The following is a 20,813-nucleotide window of genomic DNA, read 5'->3' as shown; positions in this document are numbered from 1 at the left end:
TTTTTATTTTTTTAAATAATTTTAGATGCAGATTTTATTTTAGATAATTCTTGCTCGTTATCTACAAGTTCTAGACATTCATTTCCATCTTGCATGCTGAATTTATAAACTTCAACACTAGAACGATCCGTTTCGGGAGCCATTAAAATATATTCTTTTTTGTCTATGGCTAACATTTCTTTTACAGTATAATTTACTAAATTTCCATCTTCATCTCTGAAAGAATAGGTTTTAGCGCTCATATTACATAACACTCCTTTAAAATTTAAAATTCTAAGGTTATGTTATGTAATAAAGCGATATTTTATTAGTAATATTTATATTATATTTCTTTTTTTCTACCTACAATTTTAGATAGCCATATACTAATTTCAAATAAAATCATCATCGGCATTGCAAGAAGTAATTGGGATATTACATCCGGTGGAGTTATTATTGCTGCTACAACAAAAATAACTAGTATAACCATTTTTCTATTTTTTCTTAGCATAATTGAATTAATTAAGCCAAATTTAGTTAATAGTACAGATAAAATTGGCATTTCAAAAACTAGGCCAAAGGCTAAAAGTAGAGAGCATATGAAATCTACATAACTTCTAAAGGAAATAGTAGGCGTAATACCCTCTAAAGTAAAGCCTGTAAAAAACTTAATAGTTACTGGTATAACTAAGAGATATGCAAAAATTACTCCTGCTGCGAAAAATAATACTCCACCTAATAGAGACAAGGTAATATATCTTCGTTCCCTTTTAGTCAGACCTGGTTTAAGAAAAAGCCAAATCTGTCTTAATAGAATTGGAGACGATATTACAATTCCCATAACAAGTGATATTTTTATATAGGTAAGAAAAAGTTCTGAAGGAGTTAAATATACAAAATCTAAATAATTAGTATATTTAACTAGTTCTTTAACTAATTTTTCAACATAGTAATAACTTCCGGAACTAGTTATAATTAAAGAAAGTATTATAATAAAAAGTCTTTTTCTTAACTCGGATAAATGTTCAATTAATGTTAATTTATTTTCCGCCACTATTACTTCATCCTCTACTTATTATCAGAATCAACGTCAATCTTTACTTCTTCTGATATTTTATTAGCATGGTTTTTAAATTCGTTAATTGCTTTTCCTAAGGATTTACCTACTTCAGGCAATTTTGATGGTCCAAAAACAATAAGGGCAATGGCTAGAATTAAAATTAATTCACCTGCTCCGATTCTTCCAAACATAATTATTCCTCCTTTAAATTGGTTGTTTTACACGATTCTGTTATTATAAGTATATATTATTGGTTCGCTTGAAACAATACGCCCAACTATTGTTATTCCTAAATTATTAGCCATATCTAACGCTAGATTACTAGGAATACTTCTAGAAACTACCATGGGTATATTAGCTCCAATAGCTTTTAATATCATATCTGAAGAAATTCTACCCGTAGTCATAAGAATAGTATTGTTAAAGTCTAAATCTAAAAAAACACCTTTTCCTATAACTTTATCTATAGCATTATGTCTTCCTACATCTTCTCTTAAAACCACCATTTCATTGTTATAGACCAAGGAAGCACAGTGCATTCCGCCCAGTTCCTTGTACATGGTTGCATTGGAGAACATTTCTATTGCTAAATCTTTTAGCTTATGAAGATTTATATTTAATTTAGATTTATTAGTTTCTTTTTTTAAAAATTCCTCTTTAAATACTGAGCCGCTACCACAACCACTTGATAAAACTCCTGACAAGCTGTAGTCATTATCTGTAGGAGTATTAGCAGTAGTGACATAAATTTCTTTCATTTCATCACAAGCAGATAATGAATAAACTTCATTAATGTTTTTTATTAAATTTCTACTTAATAAATGTCCCATAGCTAGCTCATTTAGATTCTGAGGGGTACACATAAAAGTTACTAATTTTTTCCCGTTTAAATATAATTCTACAGGAGCTTCTTCGCATATATTAATTTTGCTTGTTTTCCATATTTCTGTCATTAGATAATTCCTCCGTAACTATGGATTCTCGAATTGAAGAACTTCAATCCATTCTGTTAAAGCTTTTGCAGAGTCTTTATCTAAATACCTATCTGAGTATAAATAAAGAGCACCATTAGATGCTTTTGTTGTCTTTATATCAGAATAATTAGAATCAACATCTATTTTTTTCAAAGAATTTAAAAATTCATCTTCTTTAAAATAAAAAGGTCTATTAAGGAAAAGTTGAGAATCTGTTGGTCTAGGATAGGTTTTAGATTCATCACGAACGGTTTCCGCTATAGTTCTTACCATATCCTTATCTTCAATTCTCATTGCTAAAATAGCATAGTTATCTGTCATTTTAGCATTTGAATAAATATAGTAATTTGAGGTACCTTTGATAAACTTAATATCTGGGTAGTCCTCGGTATTTTTTAGCGCTTCAATTAAGTTTTCTAATTGATTTTCTTCAATTAAAAAAGGTTCTAGTAAAAAATCATCTTTTTTTATTAGAATTCCTTCTGAGGATTTAACTTTAATCAGATTTACAATTTCAAGAAATTTTTCTTTTTCCATATTATCCATACTAATTACACTCCTAAATTAAAACATATAATAGGGGAGTTAAAAAATCCCCTATTATAAATTAGTTACTTAAACTATACTAAGGTAATAATTTAAGTCTTTCAAGTTCTGCAGCAACATCAGCAAGTCCTATCTTAACTAATGTCTCTTTCGTTGGGGCACCGGTTTTTTCATCCCATCCCATTTCTTTGTATAACATAGTAAGTGCATCTTGCATATCTTTTCTATCCATTTTTATAGTACCAGGTGTAAATGGAGCTTTATCTTTATCTATCTCAAATATCCAATCACACATTAAATCGTGCTTATTACGCATATCCACAGTATTCATATTCTTAACAGTCAATGCTCTAAATAAAGTGAATATCCTTTCTCCTGCCAAGTCAAGTTCCTGTTCGGATAATTGATGACCTGTTGCTAAGCTATAGTATTTAGCCTCTAGGCTAGTATCTCCTTTGTATCCTCTTTCCTTTAATGGAGAGAAGGTCATTGGCCATACATAGTTACATACTGTTAAGCAGTTATGAAGAATAGAACGTACTATACTCCATTTAGCAAACTTAGCTTTATAAGGATTCATTTTTGTGTAGTGCGCTGGGTTGTCTAGAGCCTCTTCAGAACCAAACAACTCTTTGGCTCTTGTCTTTTGAATTTCAAGAGGTAATCCGCTTCCTGTATAATTAATTAAAGTGTGTACCATAGCATCTCTATTAAACATACAAGATATTACAGCACCAACTTGTGCATTAGTTTCGCTACTGTGATGTTTTGGGAATCCTAATGGAGACCAAAGTCCTACATCTTTACTATTAATAAATTCATCACCAAGATTCCATCTCTTAGCTATCCAATAGCTTCCGTCACCAAGATGACTGAATTCTCCTTCTTTGAAAGCAATTCTTCTATAGAAATCCTTTAAGAATTCAGGATCCTTAGCCTCTAATTTGTCCCATGGTATGCTATCATACTCTTCTTTAGGAAGAACCTTCTTTAATATTCCTTTTTCATAAACATATTTAAAATCTCTTCCTATTTGTCCGTAATTACACCATACGCCATAATCGTCAGCTAAAACAGAGCCTAAGCTTCTTGCAATCATTGCACCTTCGCCTTTTTCACCTTCTTCGGAGAATCCCTTTATCATGATTCCACCAGGTGAAAAATATCCCATACAAGTATTAGCAACATGTGGTGATACGCCATACTTCTTCTCTAACTTAGGAATATTAAGTTGAGAGTGACATCTAATTGGACAGGATTGACATCCTCCCATTCTAACAGTGTATTTTTCAGCTACAGCTCCAAGGTCGAAAACTCCCTTTTGACTTCTGAATCCTACGCTGTTCATGTCCTTAGGATCGCACTCACCAGTATCAACTTTTGTTTCAGATGCTCCCCAAGTTAAACCTTTGTGAGCGTTCCATCTACTACCTTTGTTATTAAATTCAGCCCAAGGTTGAGGAGTGCTTGGAACTACGTGATTGTTATTAGCGCCTATTACTGACATGTTAAGTTTGTCAAGTTCTAACCATTCTTTCTTATCACCAGCAATGTGAACTGCGCCTGTTCCTTTTATTGCAATAGCTTTTAATTTTTTAGAACCCATGATTCCACCTTGTCCACCAGCAGAGTGAGAACGTCCATTCATTATAACGGACATCGGAACTTCATTTTCACCTGCTTGTCCGATTAAAGCTATTGATGCTTCTTTGCCAATTCTGGCAGAAAGCTGAGCGTTACTATCGAAAATTCCTTGACCCCAAATAAATGAAGCATCATTTATGTAAGCCTTATCATCTTCAATAAGTAAATACACAGGGCGCCTTGACTTACCTTCAACAATGATTGCATCCCATCCAGCATATTTCATTACCGCTGCAAAATTACCACCCATATGACCATCAGCTACTGCATAATATGGGTTTGTTGGTAATAAAGAGGTTATGGTTGTTCTTGAAGTACAAGGTATCCCTGTACCTGTTAGAGGTCCAGCAGAAAATATAAGTTTATTTGCCTCATCAAATGGCTTTGTTCCCGTAGGAACTTCATCAAACATTACTTTATAGCCAATACCTGAACCACCAACTAAATCTTTATATTTTAAAGTATCTTCAGTACTTATTTTCCCAGTGGATAAATTAACTCTTAGTATTTTACCGGTCCATCCCGTTACCTTTGACATAATTTCACCTTCCTACTTAGTTATTGTTTTTAACCAACGTTATAACCATTTTGTTTTAATGTAGCTTGAACTTTTTCCCAAGGTACTAATTTTATTGCACCAGTAGGACAGTTCTTTGCACAGGTTGGATCACCATTGCATAAGAAGCACTTAGTAGACTTCTTTGTTTCTAAATCCACCGTTGGTAAATGCCAAGGACATGCTTCAGTACAAGCTCCGCAGCCGACACAAATTTGTTCATCTACAACTCTTGCTTTTGTTTTTGAATCTGGCTTAATAGCTTTTACAGGACATGCTTCTGCACAATAAGGTTTGCCACATTGTTGGCATGTTTCAGGTGTCATTAAAAGATTACCGAATTCACCGTTATCATTCCAATAAGCAATTTTTGGACCGTGAGCACCATAGTTATAGTTTCTGCTCACTTTAATTCTTCCTATATAAGGATGAGCTTTGCCATCGTTGTTTAATGAGCACATTAATTCACAACGTTGACAGCCTGTACAACGACTTCTGTCTGCAATTATAAGTCCAGCAGCTACAGGCCAACCACTCACTTCCTCTGGTTTTCCAGAGCAGCCAAATAAGCTAAGAACTGAATAGGAAATAGCAACCCCAGCTAGGGATTTACCACCTAATTTTAAAAATTCTCTTCTTGTGGTTAGTTTTTCTAAAAAACTATTTTTTTCTGTTTCCGACATTAAGGTACCCTCCCTCTGTATCAATAATAAGATAAATTGATAAAACCAAACGGAAGTAAGTAGAAGTAAGTAATAATATATTGATAATTTGTGTTAAAATTATCAATATATTTAACGATATTTTAACACAATGTTTAAAGTTTAGCAAAGCATTGTTTGTATTTTTAAATATAATTAATGTTTGGTCAGATATATTGCTATCATTTGTAAGATGAATGTTTACATTACCATTTATGGATGATATAATTTAAAACAATAAGATTTCCGTGTTAATAATTTATTAATATTAAGTTTAAATTATAACAATTAATATTAATACAAACAATTTAATATTTTTATGAGTGGACTAATTCACTTCTCCGAGCTCTAGTTCCTAAAGCTAAGACTATGGAATTATGGCCGTTAGGGTATTGTTGGAAACGATTATGCCTCCCAATTGGAAAGGAGAATGCTTGTTAGCCTTCTCCTTTCGTTTATATATAAATAAAGTTTTTTAGAAGTAAGTAGGAAGTAAGTAAGTAGAAAGTCAATTTATATCAACGAAAGGGGTTTATTTACCATGAAGAAAAAACTGCTTATTTTATCTTTAGCTGCATCACTGATTTTATCAGCTTGTGGAGCTAAGAATAATTCTAAGCCAGCAGATAATGCTAATGTAGGAAAAGAAAAAGTTATAACTTTGGCTACAACAACTAGTACAGAGGATTCAGGACTTTTAAAGTTCCTTTTACCTGAGTTTAAAAAAGATACAGGGATAGATGTAAAGGTTGTATCTCAAGGTACTGGACAAGCTCTTGAAACAGGAAAAAGAGGGGATGCAGATTGTCTATTAGTGCATGCCAAAGCTAAGGAAGAAGAGTTTGTAAAGGAAGAGTTTGGTGTAGAAAGAATTGAAGTTATGTATAATGACTTTATTATGGTTGGTCCAAAAGAAGATCCAGTTAAATTAAAAGAAAAAGCACCAAATGATCCTAAGGTAGCTTTAAAATTAATAGAACAAAATAAAGCAAACTTTATATCAAGAGGGGACGAATCAGGAACTCATGTAAAAGAAAAAGCTCTATGGAAAGCAAGTGACATAGAACCAAAGGGAGATTGGTATATATCAGCAGGTAAAGGAATGGGTGCAGTACTTCAAATGGCTGACGAGAAAAACGGATATACTTTAACTGATAGAGCTACATATTTATCAATGAAAGACAAGTTACAATTAGAAATAGTAACTGAAAAAAATAAAGATTTATATAATCAATATGGTGTAATAGTAGTTAATCCTAAAAAACATGCTCATGTAAAAGAAGCTGAGGCTAATGAGTTTGTAAAATGGATAACTTCAGAAAAAGGTCAAAAGCTTATTGGCGAATTTGGAAAAGATAAATATGGAGAATCTCTATTTATACCTAATGCAAAAAAATAGGTGGTATTTATGATAAAAGCTATAAATACTTTGTATAGTAATTTTGGCGAATTAAGTGGAGTGATTTTACTATCCTTATTTGTATGTACATTATCAACGGGTGCAGCATCTTTTTTAGGATGTATTATGGCAATACCAGTTGCATTAAATAATTTTAAATTTAAGAAGGCTATTATGAGAGTTACAAGTACTCTCATGAGCCTTCCTCCTGTTTTAATGGGCTTATTAGTTTATATAATGCTTTCAAGAAAAGGTCCTTTAGGTAAGTTTGAAATGCTGTTTACCATAAGGGCTATGATAATAGCTCAAACTTTACTTATACTACCTATTATATTTGGTCTTATTGTATCTTCAATTTCTAAAACTTCTGAAGAAGTAAAAAAGACTTGTATATCACTAGGAGCAGGAAAATACCATACATTTATTATGGTTATTAAAGAAAGTAAAGTTCATATTTTAACGGCTATAACTACGGGATTTGGAAGAGCTATATCAGAAGTTGGAGCAGTTATGATGGTGGGAGGAAATATAAGGGGACATACTAGAGTCATGACAACCTACATAGCTCTCGAAACTAATAAAGGAAATTTTAATGAAGCTATTGCAATAGGAGTAGTTCTCTTAGTTCTTTCTTTTTTAGTAAATTCTATTCTTCATAAATTTCAAGGGAGAGATTATTGATGGACGTAGATATAAAAAATTTGTATAAAGATTATGGAGATAGAAGGGTTCTTCAAATAGATAGTTTAAACTTTACTAAGGGAAATATTTATACAATAATAGGGCTCAATGGAAGTGGAAAAACCACTTTACTGGAGTGCATAGCTGGACTTATAAAACCCTCAGGAGGAGAAATTACTTATGAGGGTTTGTCTATAGAAAGAGCTAGGAATAACATATCTTTAATGTGCCAGAAGGCATATCTTTTTAATGATTCAGTAATAAATAATATAAAGTGTGGATTGAAATTCAAAGGGTTTTCAGAAAATGTGATTGAAGGTAGAATAAATAAATATATAAATTATTTTTCTTTAGAGCACATACTTGAAAAAAACGCAAAAAGACTTTCTGGTGGAGAGGCATCAAAAGTAGCTATGCTTAGAACTGCAGTTCTTCAAACAGAATTAATTCTTTTTGATGAACCTACAGCTAGTATGGATATAGAAAGCACACTAAAAGCTGAAAAACTTATTAAGGATATGAAGAGTAAAGATAGAACTATTATAATAATTACCCATGATTTGCAACAGGCAAAAAGAGTAGCAGATTACGTAATATTTATGGATAAGGGTGTTATAATAGAAATGGGTGAAAAAGAAAAAGTTTTAAATAATCCTGAAAATAAATTAGTAAAACTAATTTTAAATATATAGATGAGGGTGATATTATGATAAAAACTGGGATTCTAACTATTAGCGATAAAGGTTATAAGGGTGAAAGAGAAGATTTAACAGGACCTGCTATAGAAAATAAATTGAAAAATAGTGGTTATAGTATTGAGTACTATAAGGTAATACCAGATGATTTAGAAATGATACAAGGTGAGTTAATATACATGTGCGATACATTAAAATTAAACTTAATTCTTACCAATGGAGGCACTGGATTTTCTAAAAGAGATGTAACTCCAGAGGCTACTATGAAGGTAATTGAAAAATATGTGCCAGGTATTGGTGAAGTTATGAGGATGGAATCTTTGAAAATAACAACAAAGGCAATGCTCTCAAGAGCAGTTTCAGGTATAAGAGGAGAAAGTTTAATTGTCAATCTTCCGGGCAGCCCTAAGGGAGCAGTAGAAAACTTGGAATTTATAATGGGCGCAATTCCTCATGGTATAGATATTTTAACAGGTAGAGATGGTGAATGTGCAAGATAAGGAGAATATTTCATGGATTTATTTAATGTAGTATCAATTGATGAAACCAAAAAGATAATAGAAGAAAATATGGAATTAAAGCCATGCTGTGAGTTAGTAGATTTAGAAGAATCCTTAGGAAGAATCCTTTATGAAGACATAAAGGCAACAATAGATGTACCAGGCTTTAATAGGAGCACGGTAGATGGATATGCAGTTTATTCTAAAGACCTTTTTGGAGCTAGTGAAACCCTACCTTCTATGTTAAATTTTAAAGGTGAAGTTATTATGGGAAAAGAGCCTTTGGGTGCTTTGGAATTCCCAGGTGATTGTTATTACATTCCAACGGGAGGAATGTTACCTCATGGAGCAGATAGTGTAGTGATGATTGAATATACAGATAAGCTAGATGATGCAACCATTCTCGCAAGCACTTCAGTATCTCCTGGAGAAAATATAGTTCGTAAAGGGGAAGATATAACTCTTGGAGAAGTCATAATAAAGTCAGGGGTCAAACTAAGGGCTTATGAAGTAGGAGTTTTATCAAGTCTTGGATATACAAAGGTTCCTGTATGTAAAAAACCTACTATAGGAATAATATCCACAGGAGACGAGATTGTAGGGCCAGATGAAACCCCTTTATTAGGACAAGTTAGAGATATTAACACCTATCTTTTATTTGCATCTGTAAAAAGCCATGGAGGAGAGCCTATAAGCTATGGAGTAATAAGAGATAATTATGAATTGCTTAAAAGCACTATGGAAAAAGCATTAAAAGAATGTGATAGTGTATTAATTTCAGGAGGAAGTTCTGTAGGAAAAAAAGATCAAACTTATAGAGTAATTGAATCTTTAGAAGAATCTAAAATGCTTATTCATGGAATAGCAGTAAAGCCAGGGAAACCAACCATAATAGGTAAGGTAAAAAATAAAATAATATTTGGATTACCAGGGCATCCTTTATCTTGTGCTGTAATTTACAATACAGTAGTAAAACATATGATAAACAAAGCTTTAAACTATGAAGAAAATATGTTTCCAACACCTTGTAATTTTGAAATAAACTATCATAAGGCTAAAGGAAGAGAAGAATACTTGCCGGTAACGTTACACTGGAAAGATGGAGAAATTATGGCACACCCTGTATTTGGAAAATCAGGATTAATTAGTGGATTTTCAAAAGCCTGGGGCTATATAAAAATAGATAAAAATGAAGAAGGAATAAAAGAAGGACAAAGAGTTTATGTTTTCAAATTCTAGGAGGTAGAGTATGTCGCAAAACATTTATTTATCTAATATGGAACTAAAAGATGCAATTGCTGTTTTTATGGATAAATTAGGGAAATTGCATTTACAGAAGGAAACAATAAAAACTTGGGATGGAGTAGACAGGGTAACGGTATCGCCAATTTATTCTAAAATTTCATCACCACATTATAATGCATCTGCTATGGATGGAATAGCTACCTTTAGTGAAAAAACCTTTGAAGCATCTGACAGAAATCAAGTTGTATTAGAGGAAGGTAAAGATTATGTGGTTGTGGACACAGGAGACCCCATTCCTAGTGAATTTGATTGCGTAATAATGATAGAAGATTTAATTAAAGTAGATGAAAATAAAGTTAAAATATATAAAAGTGCTATTCCTTGGCAAAACATTAGACCAATTGGAGAAGATATTATAGAAAATCAGCTAATAATACCTTCTAATCATAAAGTAAGACCCGTTGATATTGGAGCTATGCTTGCAGGGAGTGTTAATGATATAGAAGTTTATAAAAAACCCATAGTTGCAGTAATACCAACGGGTACAGAACTAGTTGAACCAGGAACTGACTTAAAGGTTGGAGATATAATTGATTTCAATTCTAGGGTGTTTTCTTCCCAGGTAAACCAATGGGGAGGAGAAGCTAAAAGATTTGATATTGTTAAAGATAATTACGATGAAATAAAAGAAACACTAATTAAGGCTTCAAAAGAATGTGATATAATACTTATTAATGCAGGCTCTTCAGCAGGAAGAGAAGATTTTACTTCTAAAGTAATTGAGGAGCTGGGAGAAGTAATTGTTCATGGTGTTGCAATAAAGCCCGGAAAACCTGTAATTTTAGGGATTATAAATGATAAGCCAGTGATAGGAATACCTGGATACCCAGTTTCAGCTTATTTTATTATGGAACTAATTGTTAAAGGGCTTATAAATCTATATCAAGGATTAGAAGAAAAAGACTTGAAAACTGTAACTGCAATTTTATCCAAAAGAGTTATGTCATCTTTAAAATATCTTGAGTTTATAAGGGTAAAGCTTGGATATGTAGGGGATAAACTTATAGCTACTCCATTAACTCGCGGTGCTGGAGCAACTATGTCTTTGGTGAGAGCCGATGGAATATTAGAAGTTTCTCAAAATATAGAGGGACTAGAAGCAGGTAGTGAAGTTAACATAAAACTTTTAAAAGAGGAAGAAGAAATTAAAAATACCATAGTATGTATAGGAAGTCATGATCCTATAATAGATGTTCTTTCTGATTTAATACATATAAAAAATAAGAAGTATTATTTATCTTCAGCTCATGTGGGAAGCATGGGAGGAATTATGGCATTAAAATCAGGAGAAACTCATATTGCTCCAATACATTTACTGGATATGGATACGGGAGAATATAACAAGTCTTATATAGAAAAGTATCTAAAAGATAAAAATATAGCATTAATAAAAGGTGTAAAAAGAATACAAGGTTTTATGGTAAGTAAGGATAACCCATTGCAAATAAAGGATTTTAAAGATTTAGTGGATAAAAAGGTTAGATTTATTAATAGACAAAGAGGATCAGGTACAAGACTATTATTAGATTATAATCTTAAAAACTTAAATATAAACCCAAGAGACATTATGGGCTATGATAGGGAAGAATTTACCCACCTTTCTGTAGCTGGAGCCGTTGCTTCAGGAAATGCGGATGTAGGTCTAGGTGTTTACTCTGCAGCAGTGATGATGGGATTAGATTTTATACCTGTGTGTAATGAAGAATATGATATAGCCATACCAAAAGAATATTTACAAATGGATATAGTAACTGAACTAATAAAAGTATTAACTAGCAAAGAGTTTAAGGATGAGTTAGACAAGCTTGGAGGGTACGATTATAGTGATACAGGTACTATTCTAGAATAGGAGCTGATAGTGTGCTAGATAGTTATGGGAGAAGTATAGATTATCTTAGAGTCTCTCTTACGGATAGATGCAATTTAAGATGTATTTATTGTATGCCTGAGGAGGGGATTTCGAAAAGAAATCACCAAGATGTATTAAGATTTGAAGAAATATTGAAAATTGTTAAAGGAAGCGCAAGTTTAGGAATAAAAAAAATTAGATATACTGGTGGTGAGCCGCTTATTCTTAAAGGAATAGATGAGCTTATATATAATACTTCTCAAATATCTACTATTGAAGATATATCTTTAACTACTAATGGAATTCTCCTTTATGATATGGTGCCAGAATTAAAAAAAGCAGGACTTAAGAGAGTGAACATAAGCTTAGATACTCTTAATTCAGAAAAATATAGTTATATAACAAGAGGGGGAGATTTGTCCAAAGTTATAGGTGCTATTGATAAATGTATGGCTTTGGGTATAGGTCCTGTAAAAATAAATGTGGTTTTAATGAAGGATTTTAATGATAAGGAAGTTGGAGATTTTATAAATCTTACAAAATCTATGCCTATAAGTATTAGATTTATTGAGTTAATGCCTATTGGAGAAGGGGAGAAGTTGTATAAAGAAAGCGCCTTAAGCACAGATACCATACTAGAAGACTATCCCAATCTTATACCAATATCGAATAGAAGTGATAGCACAGCAAGGCTTTTCAAACTAAAAGATGGTAAGGGAACTGTAGGGTTAATAAATCCTGTAAGTTGTAAATTTTGTAACAGATGTAATAAAATAAGATTGACTCCTATGGGCACAATAAAGCCATGTTTACATTCAGAAAATGAAATAAATATAAAAGAATATATATATAATGAAGAACTTTTAATTGCAGCATTAAAAAAGGCAATTACAAACAAACCCTTAGAGCATCATTTAGATAAGGAAAAGAGTAGCAGAAGCAAAAAGATGATGTATCAGATAGGAGGATAAAATGGATTTAACTCATATAAATGAAGAAGGCAGAGCTAAAATGGTGGATGTTAGTGAAAAAGATGAAACCAAAAGAGAGGCAGTAGCTATAGGAAGCATATACATGAAAAAAGAAACCTTAGACAAGATAAAAGAGGGGACAATAAAAAAAGGTGATGTTTTATCTGTAGCGCAAGTAGGAGGAATAATGGGATGTAAAAATACCTCAGGTATAATACCCATGTGCCATCCTATAATGATAACAGGTTGTGATATAAGCTTTAACTTAGATTTTGATAAATGTAAGGTTGATATAAAAGCTACTGTAAAAAATGTAGGGCAAACTGGTGTGGAGATGGAGGCTTTAACAGCAGTATCTGTTGCAGCTTTAACTATTTATGATATGTGTAAAGCCATAGATAAAGACATGGTGATAGCGGATATGATGTTATTAAAAAAGAGCGGTGGAAAATCAGGATTGTACGAAAGGAAGATATGATTATGGGAAAGGTATTAGCTGTAAATATAAGCAAAGAAAAGGGTGTGCCAAAGGAAGCTATTGAAAAAGGCTATTTTGAAGTGGATCATGGTCTTGTAGGGGATGCCCATGCGGGAAAGTGGCATAGACAAGTTAGCCTTTTAGGGCAAGAGAGTATTGATAAAATAATGGCAGTAGGTGTAGAGGGTTTTTGCACAGGAAAATTTGCAGAAAATCTAACCACTGAAGGAATAGAGTTATACACCCTTCCAATAGGAACAAGAATGAGGGTTGGGGAAGTGGAAATGGAAGTTACCCAAATTGGTAAGGAATGTCACCATGGCTGTGCCATAAGAAATTTAGTTGGAGACTGTGTAATGCCAAGGGAAGGAATATTTACAAAGGTAATAACTTCAGGCTATATAAAACCAGGAGATGAAATAACAATAATTTAGTATCAGTATAGGAAGTGAAATAGGTGCTAAAAAAATTAACAAATAGAGTATATTATATGCCAAACGATGAAAGAACAGATAGACCAGTGCTAGGTTTAGTTATAGGAGATAGGTATTCCATGGTCATAGACTCGGGAAATTCAGAAAAGCATGCTAATGAGTTCTTGGAAGAAGTTAATAAAATGGATATACCACCACTTAAATATCTTTTTATAACCCATTGGCATTGGGATCATGTATTTGGAATAGCTTTTATGAATTTAACAACTATATGTCATGAAAAAACAAAAGAAAAAATAGTAGAAATGAAGACCTTGGATTGGAGAGACGAGGCTCTAGATAAAAGGGTGGAAAAAGGTGAAGAGATAGAGTTTTGTAGTAGTATGATAAAGCTTGAATTGCCTACGCCACTTAGAGATAAATTGATAATAGGCGACGTAGATATAACTTTTAAAGATGGAATTACCATTGATTTAGGAGGGGTAAGCTGTATCATTGAAAATATTAAAGGAGATCATTCAGAAGATTCCTCTATAGCCTATATTCCAGAAGAGAAAGTTATGTTTTTGGGCGATGCTATATATGAAGATTTGTACAGTGGTGAATGGAGTTATTCCACGGAAAAACTTTTTCCTATGATTAATAAAATAAAAGATAAAGAAACAAAGTATTATTTACCTTCCCACGGACCAGTGGAAAGTAAAGAGGAGACTTTAAAATTGTTTGATGAACTTATTACTATGGGGAAATTTACTGGAGATGAAGTCTTATTTTATAAGGTGAGAGAAAAATATATAAAAGACTTCAAAGAAGAACCAGATGAGGAAAGAGCTTATTATATTAATAGTTTTATTAATGGCAACAAGAAAAAACACTTTCTAAAATAATTTTAGAAAGTGTTTTTTCTACTATAATTTAAACTTATGCAATTCTTCTTTAAGCTTTAAAGCGATATTATTTAATTCCTCGGCAGTTCTTGCAATTTCAGCCATAGTAGCAGTTTGCTCTTCGGTAGAAGCAGATATTTCTTCAGTGGAGGCGGAAGTTTCTTCGGCAGAGGCAGAAAGCTCCTCCATTACTAGCACAATTTTATCCTTTGCCAAAATCATTTCGTTGTTTAAGGAATCAATTTCATTAGCTTCTCCAGATAAAACCTTTATAGTTTCAAATATTTTAGAAAGTATTTCATTTGTTTCTTTAAGAGCTAACTCCTGTTCTTGTACTATTGCTTTGGATTTAGTTATTTCAGAAACAGCATTACTAGATTTTCCTTGAATACTACCTATTATAGTTCGAATTTCATTAGTAGCCTTTGCTGATTGTTCCGCAAGCTTTCTAATTTCATCAGCCACTACGGTAAAACCTCGTCCACTTTCTCCAGCTCTAGCAGCTTCGATAGAAGCGTTCAAAGCTAATAGATTTGTTTGATCCGCAATTCCGCTTATGGTATCTACTATTACCCTTATATTTTTAACGCTGTCATCCATATCGCGAACTACCTTCTCTACTTCAGAGGAGGAGGCAGAGTTTTCTTTTGACTTTTTATCTAAATCATTTACGGCTTTAATGCCATTTTCATTTAAAGTAACGGCGTTTTCAAAGATATTGCTCATTTTATTTATAGCAACCGTTACTCTATTAATATTATCAGATAGAACTTCTGCTTTATTCAAACCATCATTAGTATGAGTTGCTTGGTTTACTGTAGAATTTACAATATCAATAATAGTCTTTGAGATTTCATCAGAAGCAACGCTGGTTTCTTCCGCGGAAGAAGCTAATCCTTCAGAATATTGAGTTAAAATATCTGAGGTTTCATTTACTTTAACAAGCAAGTTTTTTAAGTTATCTATCATAGAGTTTAAACCCTTCGAAAGAGAACCTATTTCATCGTTTAATTTTATATTGCTACGTACAGTTAAATTACCTTCTCCAACTTCTTTCATTTCATTATTTAATTGTTTAACTGCTCCAGTAATGGGCTTTTGAAATAATAAGGCTAGTACTATAGAGATAATAGAAACTATAATGCCTGTAATTAAACTTCCTATTAGTATTCCATAATTAGCTGAAGATATTTCAGAGTTTTGAGCAGAGCCTACTATTTTCCATCCAGAGCTTTTTGAAGTAGTAAACTTACCGAAATAGGAATTGTCTTTATAATTATAGTTTATAGCACCTTCTTCAGAAGCGTGAATTGCCTTTTCTAATTCTTCAATAGGCAATTTTTTTCCTAGTGTTTCTTTATCAGGATGTGCAACTACATTACTACTATCATCTACTAAAAATACTTTTCCTGTAGACCCTATTTTGGTACCAACTACTAATGCATTTATACTTTCTAAAGCAATATCAGCTCCAGCTATGCCAATAAAAGTATTTTTATCATTATAAATAGGCATTGCTACCGTAACTACCATTTTTTTAGTAGCGGTATCTATGTAGGGACTTGTCCATACAAGGTCGTTTTTGCTTAAAGCTTTTTTATACCAAGCAGTGTCCAATGGGTTATAATCCTTAGGTAGATTAACAGTAGGATAAACAATCATGTCCTTCTCCGCAGTAGCAATAAAGACATTTAAAATGTCATCTTGCTTTTCCTTATAGTTAGACATCAAATCTACTAAGTATTTCATTTCTGGAGTGCCCTTATTTGTCATTACTTCTTTTACGTTAGCATTACTAGAAAACACTTTTAAACTTTGGGACTTATCCTTTAAAAAAGTATCTATACCAAAGCTTAAATTTTCAACAGAGTTATGAATTCCGTTTTCAATCCTTTCTTTTACGACAGAAGATGATCTTACATAGCTTATAATTCCCAGCAAAATTAGTGGGATTATAATTAAAGGTATTATTAGAAGAAGTAGTTTAGCCTTAAAAGACTTAAGTTTATTCATATTTGGCCCCCCTTAATATAGATATTACAATTTAGGAGAATTATCGAGTGATTTCTACATAACTTAAGTCGAAATATAAAATTTATTAGCGAAAAACAAAGAAGAACTGAGATGGCTCTCAGTTCTTCTTTAAAAAATTTCATTTTTTAATCTAATTCCAGTTGGTGTAACGGCCAAACCACCTTCCGCAGTTTCTCTTAATTCAGGAGGAAGTTGTTTGCCAATCTTATACATAGCAGCAACAGTTTCGTCAAAAGGTATTACACTTTTCACTCCAGCCATAGCCATATCCGCAAAAGCTAAAGCACTTACTACTCCAGCTACGTTTCGTTTTGCACAAGGAACTTCTACAAGTCCCGCTACAGGGTCACATACTAACCCCAATATATTTTTAATTACAATAGCAGCAGCATGAAGAGATTGCTCTACTGTACCACCCATCATTTCTACTACAGCAGCAGAAGCCATAGCGGAGCCAGAACCACATTCTGCCTGACAACCACCTTCAGCCCCGGCTAAAGTAGCGTTTTTAGCAATTATTATGCCTATAGCAGAAGCGGTTAACAATGCCTTGACCATATCATCTTCAGAGCTTCTCAATCTTTCCCCAGCAGAGATAACAGCAGCAGGTAATATACCGCAGGAACCTGCCGTAGGGCAAGCCACTATTCTTCCCATAGCAGCATTCACTTCAGAGGAGGAAAGAGCTCTTGCCATAGCTTTAACTAAAAAGTCTCCAGTTAAAGTTTTACCAGAATTAGCAAATTTGTTTAATTTATAAGCATCTCCGCCGATTAATCCACTAACGGATTTTACTTCATTTTCTAAAGCATAGCTTGCAGAATCCTGCATAACTTTAAGTGTTTTTCTCATTCTCTCAAAGATAATATCTTTTTCCTCACCAGAATTTTCAGATTCTGATTCAAGGGCGTACTGCCAAATAGGAATATTTTTTTCTGTACATATATTAAGTAATTCATTTCCACTACTTACAAACATATTAAACCTCGCCCTCCTTAATAGGATTGATAATTTTAATGCTAATTATCTCAGGAATAGCTTTAATCTTATCAACTATAGGCTGAGATAAGATTTCGTCCGTTTCTAAGGCCATTGTGGCTTCAAGTCCGCGACTATTTCTATAAAGTTTAATGGTTCCTATATTTATATTTTCGTTATATAAAAGAGTAGTAATCTTTGATACTATTCCAGGAATATCCTTGTGTTTTGTGATTAGTGTAGGGTAATCACCCTTAAAATCAACTTCCTGACCATCTACATTAAAAATAATAATATTCCCTCCACCAATAGAAGAACCGGTAATGGAAGAAGTATTACCATTTTCTTTGGTAATAGCAAATTTCACCGTATTTGGATGAACGTCACCCAAATCAACTTCATGGAAATTAAGCTCTATATTTTTTTCTTTAGCAATTTCAAAAGAGGTTTTTAACCTATCATCCCAAGGTTCCATACCAAGAATACCAGCCACTAGAGCTTTATCTGTTCCATGACCCTTATAAGTTTTTGCAAAGGAACCATGTAGATAAAAATCCACCTTTTTTATTTTTCCCCCAGCAATTACCGATGCTACTTTTGCCAGCCTTGCAGCTCCTGCAGTATGAGAACTAGATGGTCCTATCATTATGGGTCCTATAATATCAAAAATGCTATAATTTTTCATCAATTATCCCCCTTGCAAATTATGAGTAGACAAAAAATTCTTATATTTATAATTATAGTGTATTTACATCAATTATAACATTAATTTAAATATAATGAAATTAATAAAAAGTGTGCAGAATTACTCTGCACACTTTTCTATTTAACTATTGAATTTGATTTTCTGCTTTTATTTCAGATTGAATCATTGAGTTTAAAAATTTAAAATAATCTATAGAATTTGTTTCAGTTAATGAAGGGAAAGTAACATTTATGGTGCTGTCATTAAGTTTACTTAATGAATTACTAAATTTAATATTCATGCCAATAGTACCTTTAATTGAGTTAGCCGCATTTGACACTCCTGCTGGTAGGTTGGCTTTGTTTTCACCCACGAAAGCATTTTGAATTTTATTTAAATTTATTTCCATATCAATAAATCCATCTTGGTAGATAGTTCTGCCTTTATCATCTAGGTAATAGTTTATTTGTATACCATTCTTACCTAACACTTCCATTGATGATAATATATCAGCAAATTTATTAAATTGTAATGAATTTGATGGCATATTGGATAAAAACTCATCAAAGGCTTGTTCAAAGACATCTTTATTTGTTTCTTTATCATCAATATCTATGGAATCTATATAGACTTCCATATAACTTTTAATAAACTCCATTACTTCTTTTTCTTCAATAAAAGTCAAAGCATGGTTTCCAGAGTATGCTAAAAGAGATTTAAATGTATCGTTATTTAAATTAACTTGATAGCCTGTAGCGCTTCTTCCATCAGGAGTCTTTGTAACATTTAATTTTTTTACTACATTAAAATTAGGGTTAAAAGTAGAGAAATACTTTAATCCTAACTTTGTGAGAGTATTTTTATTCTTCTCCATAAAATTACTTATCTTAGTATAATCTATTTTAGGCATAGCTTCCTGTGAACCTAAATTTTGCATTGAAGCCATATCGAGAACCATATATTCTTTATCTTTTAACATAGATAAGCTTGGGTCCATTGATGAAGCCATATCTGTATATTCTTTTGGTAAACCATATATAACTTTATAAGAAGGATTAATAGTATTTAACATATCCATGTCTAAATACATAGGAAGGGATATTGGTTTTTCTGCCATAATTCCACCAAGTTTAATAGAAGTATTTAATTCTTCTTTTATATGAGTGTCAGATATACTTTGTATTTTCCCACTAAGGTCTATAGTAATAGTGTCACCTATAGTAGAAGTAGCCTGAGCAAAACCAGCTTGCATTTCATCAGGAAGATCCTTTGCTGTAAGTGTTATAGTAGAATTTGATTTTATTTCGCAGGATTTAATTTGTTCAGCAGCAAGTAATTTTCCTATAAATTCTTGTCCATCTTTTTTATCAACAGCAGGTAAATTTAATTTATCTGCAATTGCTTTACTAACTGAACCTTCAAGACCTAATATATAACTGTTTATGTAGTTTGTTGAATTTATATATGCTTGTTGTTTCGAAAAGTCTTTTCCATCGGTTAAAATTATTGGAGCATTTAGTTTGGCAGCTAGTACACTTCCAGCAAGAGCATCACCGTAGCCTTCTCCTGAAGCAATAACCGCATTTTGGGATTTTAAGTTAAATGCTTTATTTATTAATAAATTTGTTTCGTATCTATTTTTACCAGCTATTCTAACAATGTCAGTATCTTTTAAATTTGTATTAATATTTTTTATCTCATTCATAATATTATCTGATATTACATTTTCTGAACTTATTACATAAACCTTTGAAGGTTGTATTTTATTTAACTGAGCTTTTAAATTCTCAGAAAGTTTATCTTTATTGGTCATTATTAATGGGTATCCCTTTATAGCTGAAATATTAGAAACGCTCAAAGCATCACCAAAACCAGCAGCACTTACTATAAATACAGGAGTTCCATTAGGAACATTAAGCTTATCTATTATTTTACTATTTGTTTCAAATCTATCTTTTCCAGATATTCTTTCTGTTTTATATCCAAGTTTTATAAGTTCTGATTCTATATCTTTCTTTATAGAAGATTCTCCTCCTAAAAGATATATAGTACCAGATTTACTTAAATTTTTTTGTATGTATTGAAAAGTTTCTTTACATACTTCCTTGTTAGAATCAACAAGAAGTATAGGAGCATTAATATTTTTAGCAAATAGGCTAGCTGCTAAAGCATCATAAGGAGCCTTTCCACTAGATAAAACTATATTATCTACTGTACCACTATAAACCTTATCTGCAATGATAGCAGCTGTAGCATAACGGGTATTACCTCCTAATCTAGAATCTACTTTCGAACTAACAGCAACTACATTAGTAGTTGTAACAATAGCTACCAATGTAGCTGAAGCTACAATGGACTTAATTTTTTTCATAAAAATCCCCCTCATGTATAATTTAATATTACTTATAAACCATGTAATTTATACTATTTCAAACTTATTATACTGCAGAGTTGGAT

The 20,813-nt window shown here is 32.3% G+C and carries 21 protein-coding genes and 1 riboswitch; of the genes, 10 read left to right on the top strand and 11 right to left on the bottom strand.

Annotated features, from left to right (window positions below; all coding sequences use genetic code 11):
- Window positions 1–11: 11 nt before the first annotated feature.
- The 7 genes from ABDZ69_RS10765 to ABDZ69_RS10735 form a co-directional block, all read right to left on the bottom strand.
- On the bottom strand, window positions 12–242 hold the full coding sequence (locus tag ABDZ69_RS10765; RefSeq protein ID WP_343769464.1) for a DUF1292 domain-containing protein: 231 nt from the start codon (window positions 240–242) through the stop codon (window positions 12–14).
- An 80-nt stretch (window positions 243–322) separates the two neighbouring features.
- On the bottom strand, window positions 323–1,033 hold the full coding sequence (gene tatC, locus ABDZ69_RS10760) for a twin-arginine translocase subunit TatC (RefSeq protein ID WP_343769462.1): 711 nt from the start codon (window positions 1,031–1,033) through the stop codon (window positions 323–325).
- A 14-nt stretch (window positions 1,034–1,047) separates the two neighbouring features.
- Window positions 1,048–1,230, bottom strand: coding sequence for a twin-arginine translocase TatA/TatE family subunit (gene tatA / locus ABDZ69_RS10755; RefSeq protein WP_343769461.1), 183 nt, complete (start codon window positions 1,228–1,230; stop codon window positions 1,048–1,050).
- A 27-nt stretch (window positions 1,231–1,257) separates the two neighbouring features.
- Window positions 1,258–1,992, bottom strand: coding sequence for a formate dehydrogenase accessory sulfurtransferase FdhD (fdhD, locus tag ABDZ69_RS10750; RefSeq protein WP_343769460.1), 735 nt, complete (start codon window positions 1,990–1,992; stop codon window positions 1,258–1,260).
- An 18-nt stretch (window positions 1,993–2,010) separates the two neighbouring features.
- Window positions 2,011–2,559: a hypothetical protein gene (locus tag ABDZ69_RS10745; protein ID WP_343769458.1), complete on the bottom strand. Its 549-nt coding sequence runs from the start codon at window positions 2,557–2,559 to the stop codon at window positions 2,011–2,013.
- 79 nt (window positions 2,560–2,638) lie between these two features.
- Window positions 2,639–4,741 (bottom strand): aldehyde ferredoxin oxidoreductase, encoded by a 2,103-nt coding sequence (locus ABDZ69_RS10740; protein ID WP_343769457.1) that lies wholly within the window; start codon window positions 4,739–4,741, stop codon window positions 2,639–2,641.
- 29 nt (window positions 4,742–4,770) lie between these two features.
- Window positions 4,771–5,442 carry a ferredoxin-like protein gene (locus ABDZ69_RS10735; RefSeq protein ID WP_343769455.1) on the bottom strand — a complete coding sequence of 224 codons (672 nt, stop codon included), beginning with the start codon at window positions 5,440–5,442 and terminating at the stop codon, window positions 4,771–4,773.
- A 345-nt stretch (window positions 5,443–5,787) separates the two neighbouring features.
- Window positions 5,788–5,905, top strand: a riboswitch (molybdenum cofactor riboswitch).
- 96 nt (window positions 5,906–6,001) lie between these two features.
- On the opposite strand from ABDZ69_RS10735, the gene ABDZ69_RS10730 reads away from it, so the two are divergent.
- Genes ABDZ69_RS10730 through ABDZ69_RS10685 form a run of 10 tightly spaced genes read left to right on the top strand, consistent with a single transcriptional unit; the run spans window position 6,002 to window position 14,659 of the window.
- Window positions 6,002–6,859, top strand: a complete 858-nt coding sequence (locus ABDZ69_RS10730) for an ABC transporter substrate-binding protein (protein ID WP_343769453.1) — start codon at window positions 6,002–6,004, stop codon at window positions 6,857–6,859.
- Window positions 6,860–6,868: 9 nt separating this feature from the next.
- On the top strand, window positions 6,869–7,540 hold the full coding sequence (locus ABDZ69_RS10725) for an ABC transporter permease (RefSeq protein ID WP_343769451.1): 672 nt from the start codon (window positions 6,869–6,871) through the stop codon (window positions 7,538–7,540).
- Complete coding sequence (locus tag ABDZ69_RS10720) at window positions 7,540–8,232, top strand: ATP-binding cassette domain-containing protein (RefSeq protein ID WP_343769449.1); 693 nt, start codon at window positions 7,540–7,542, stop codon at window positions 8,230–8,232. The genes ABDZ69_RS10725 and ABDZ69_RS10720 overlap by 1 nt, the downstream gene beginning before the upstream one ends.
- Window positions 8,233–8,246: 14 nt before the next feature.
- Complete coding sequence (locus ABDZ69_RS10715) at window positions 8,247–8,735, top strand: MogA/MoaB family molybdenum cofactor biosynthesis protein (RefSeq protein ID WP_343769447.1); 489 nt, start codon at window positions 8,247–8,249, stop codon at window positions 8,733–8,735.
- A gap of 12 nt (window positions 8,736–8,747) precedes the next feature.
- Window positions 8,748–9,974 (top strand): molybdopterin molybdotransferase MoeA, encoded by a 1,227-nt coding sequence (locus ABDZ69_RS10710; protein WP_343769445.1) that lies wholly within the window; start codon window positions 8,748–8,750, stop codon window positions 9,972–9,974.
- 10 nt (window positions 9,975–9,984) lie between these two features.
- Complete coding sequence (locus ABDZ69_RS10705; protein WP_343769443.1) at window positions 9,985–11,889, top strand: molybdopterin biosynthesis protein; 1,905 nt, start codon at window positions 9,985–9,987, stop codon at window positions 11,887–11,889.
- Window positions 11,890–11,900: 11 nt separating this feature from the next.
- Window positions 11,901–12,860, top strand: a complete 960-nt coding sequence (gene moaA, locus ABDZ69_RS10700; RefSeq protein ID WP_343769442.1) for a GTP 3',8-cyclase MoaA — start codon at window positions 11,901–11,903, stop codon at window positions 12,858–12,860.
- A gap of 1 nt (window position 12,861) precedes the next feature.
- Window positions 12,862–13,338 carry a cyclic pyranopterin monophosphate synthase MoaC gene (moaC, locus tag ABDZ69_RS10695; RefSeq protein ID WP_343769441.1) on the top strand — a complete coding sequence of 159 codons (477 nt, stop codon included), beginning with the start codon at window positions 12,862–12,864 and terminating at the stop codon, window positions 13,336–13,338.
- Between the two features lie 2 nt (window positions 13,339–13,340).
- Complete coding sequence (locus ABDZ69_RS10690) at window positions 13,341–13,772, top strand: MOSC domain-containing protein (RefSeq protein ID WP_343769440.1); 432 nt, start codon at window positions 13,341–13,343, stop codon at window positions 13,770–13,772.
- A 56-nt stretch (window positions 13,773–13,828) separates the two neighbouring features.
- Complete coding sequence (locus ABDZ69_RS10685) at window positions 13,829–14,659, top strand: MBL fold metallo-hydrolase (RefSeq protein ID WP_343769439.1); 831 nt, start codon at window positions 13,829–13,831, stop codon at window positions 14,657–14,659.
- A gap of 21 nt (window positions 14,660–14,680) precedes the next feature.
- Here the strand turns inward: ABDZ69_RS10685 and ABDZ69_RS10680 are convergent, their stop codons facing one another.
- The 4 genes from ABDZ69_RS10680 to ABDZ69_RS10665 form a co-directional block, all read right to left on the bottom strand.
- Window positions 14,681–16,672 (bottom strand): methyl-accepting chemotaxis protein, encoded by a 1,992-nt coding sequence (locus ABDZ69_RS10680; RefSeq protein WP_343769438.1) that lies wholly within the window; start codon window positions 16,670–16,672, stop codon window positions 14,681–14,683.
- A gap of 129 nt (window positions 16,673–16,801) precedes the next feature.
- Window positions 16,802–17,671 (bottom strand): L-serine ammonia-lyase, iron-sulfur-dependent, subunit alpha, encoded by an 870-nt coding sequence (gene sdaAA / locus ABDZ69_RS10675; protein ID WP_343769437.1) that lies wholly within the window; start codon window positions 17,669–17,671, stop codon window positions 16,802–16,804.
- 1 nt (window position 17,672) lies between these two features.
- Window positions 17,673–18,356 (bottom strand): L-serine ammonia-lyase, iron-sulfur-dependent subunit beta, encoded by a 684-nt coding sequence (gene sdaAB, locus ABDZ69_RS10670; protein ID WP_343769436.1) that lies wholly within the window; start codon window positions 18,354–18,356, stop codon window positions 17,673–17,675.
- A 145-nt stretch (window positions 18,357–18,501) separates the two neighbouring features.
- Window positions 18,502–20,727 carry a cell wall-binding repeat-containing protein gene (locus ABDZ69_RS10665; RefSeq protein WP_343769435.1) on the bottom strand — a complete coding sequence of 742 codons (2,226 nt, stop codon included), beginning with the start codon at window positions 20,725–20,727 and terminating at the stop codon, window positions 18,502–18,504.
- Between the last annotated feature and the right edge of the window lie 86 nt (window positions 20,728–20,813).

This window comes from Clostridium malenominatum, assembly GCF_039521365.1.
GTDB classification, from domain to species: domain Bacteria; phylum Bacillota; class Clostridia; order Clostridiales; family Clostridiaceae; genus Clostridium_AW; species Clostridium_AW malenominatum.
Note: the sequence above shows the minus strand (reverse complement) of the source record. Positions and strands in the feature narration are given on the sequence as shown.

Bases quoted from the DNA above. Each gene is read 5' to 3' on its own strand.
- ABDZ69_RS10765 (WP_343769464.1), bottom strand. From the start codon at position 242: ATGAGCGCTAAAACCTATTCTTTCAGAGATGAAGATGGAAATTTAGTA.
- tatA (WP_343769461.1), bottom strand. From the start codon at position 1,230: ATGTTTGGAAGAATCGGAGCAGGTGAATTAATTTTAATTCTAGCCATT.
- fdhD (WP_343769460.1), bottom strand. From the start codon at position 1,992: ATGACAGAAATATGGAAAACAAGCAAAATTAATATATGCGAAGAAGCT.
- ABDZ69_RS10745 (WP_343769458.1), bottom strand. From the start codon at position 2,559: ATGGATAATATGGAAAAAGAAAAATTTCTTGAAATTGTAAATCTGATT.
- ABDZ69_RS10740 (WP_343769457.1), bottom strand. From the start codon at position 4,741: ATGTCAAAGGTAACGGGATGGACCGGTAAAATACTAAGAGTTAATTTA.
- ABDZ69_RS10735 (WP_343769455.1), bottom strand. From the start codon at position 5,442: ATGTCGGAAACAGAAAAAAATAGTTTTTTAGAAAAACTAACCACAAGA.
- ABDZ69_RS10730 (WP_343769453.1), top strand. From the start codon at position 6,002: ATGAAGAAAAAACTGCTTATTTTATCTTTAGCTGCATCACTGATTTTA.
- ABDZ69_RS10725 (WP_343769451.1), top strand. From the start codon at position 6,869: ATGATAAAAGCTATAAATACTTTGTATAGTAATTTTGGCGAATTAAGT.
- ABDZ69_RS10720 (WP_343769449.1), top strand. From the start codon at position 7,540: ATGGACGTAGATATAAAAAATTTGTATAAAGATTATGGAGATAGAAGG.
- ABDZ69_RS10715 (WP_343769447.1), top strand. From the start codon at position 8,247: ATGATAAAAACTGGGATTCTAACTATTAGCGATAAAGGTTATAAGGGT.
- ABDZ69_RS10710 (WP_343769445.1), top strand. From the start codon at position 8,748: ATGGATTTATTTAATGTAGTATCAATTGATGAAACCAAAAAGATAATA.
- ABDZ69_RS10705 (WP_343769443.1), top strand. From the start codon at position 9,985: ATGTCGCAAAACATTTATTTATCTAATATGGAACTAAAAGATGCAATT.
- moaC (WP_343769441.1), top strand. From the start codon at position 12,862: ATGGATTTAACTCATATAAATGAAGAAGGCAGAGCTAAAATGGTGGAT.
- ABDZ69_RS10690 (WP_343769440.1), top strand. From the start codon at position 13,341: ATGGGAAAGGTATTAGCTGTAAATATAAGCAAAGAAAAGGGTGTGCCA.
- ABDZ69_RS10685 (WP_343769439.1), top strand. From the start codon at position 13,829: ATGCCAAACGATGAAAGAACAGATAGACCAGTGCTAGGTTTAGTTATA.
- ABDZ69_RS10680 (WP_343769438.1), bottom strand. From the start codon at position 16,672: ATGAATAAACTTAAGTCTTTTAAGGCTAAACTACTTCTTCTAATAATA.
- sdaAA (WP_343769437.1), bottom strand. From the start codon at position 17,671: ATGTTTGTAAGTAGTGGAAATGAATTACTTAATATATGTACAGAAAAA.
- sdaAB (WP_343769436.1), bottom strand. From the start codon at position 18,356: ATGAAAAATTATAGCATTTTTGATATTATAGGACCCATAATGATAGGA.
- ABDZ69_RS10665 (WP_343769435.1), bottom strand. From the start codon at position 20,727: ATGAAAAAAATTAAGTCCATTGTAGCTTCAGCTACATTGGTAGCTATT.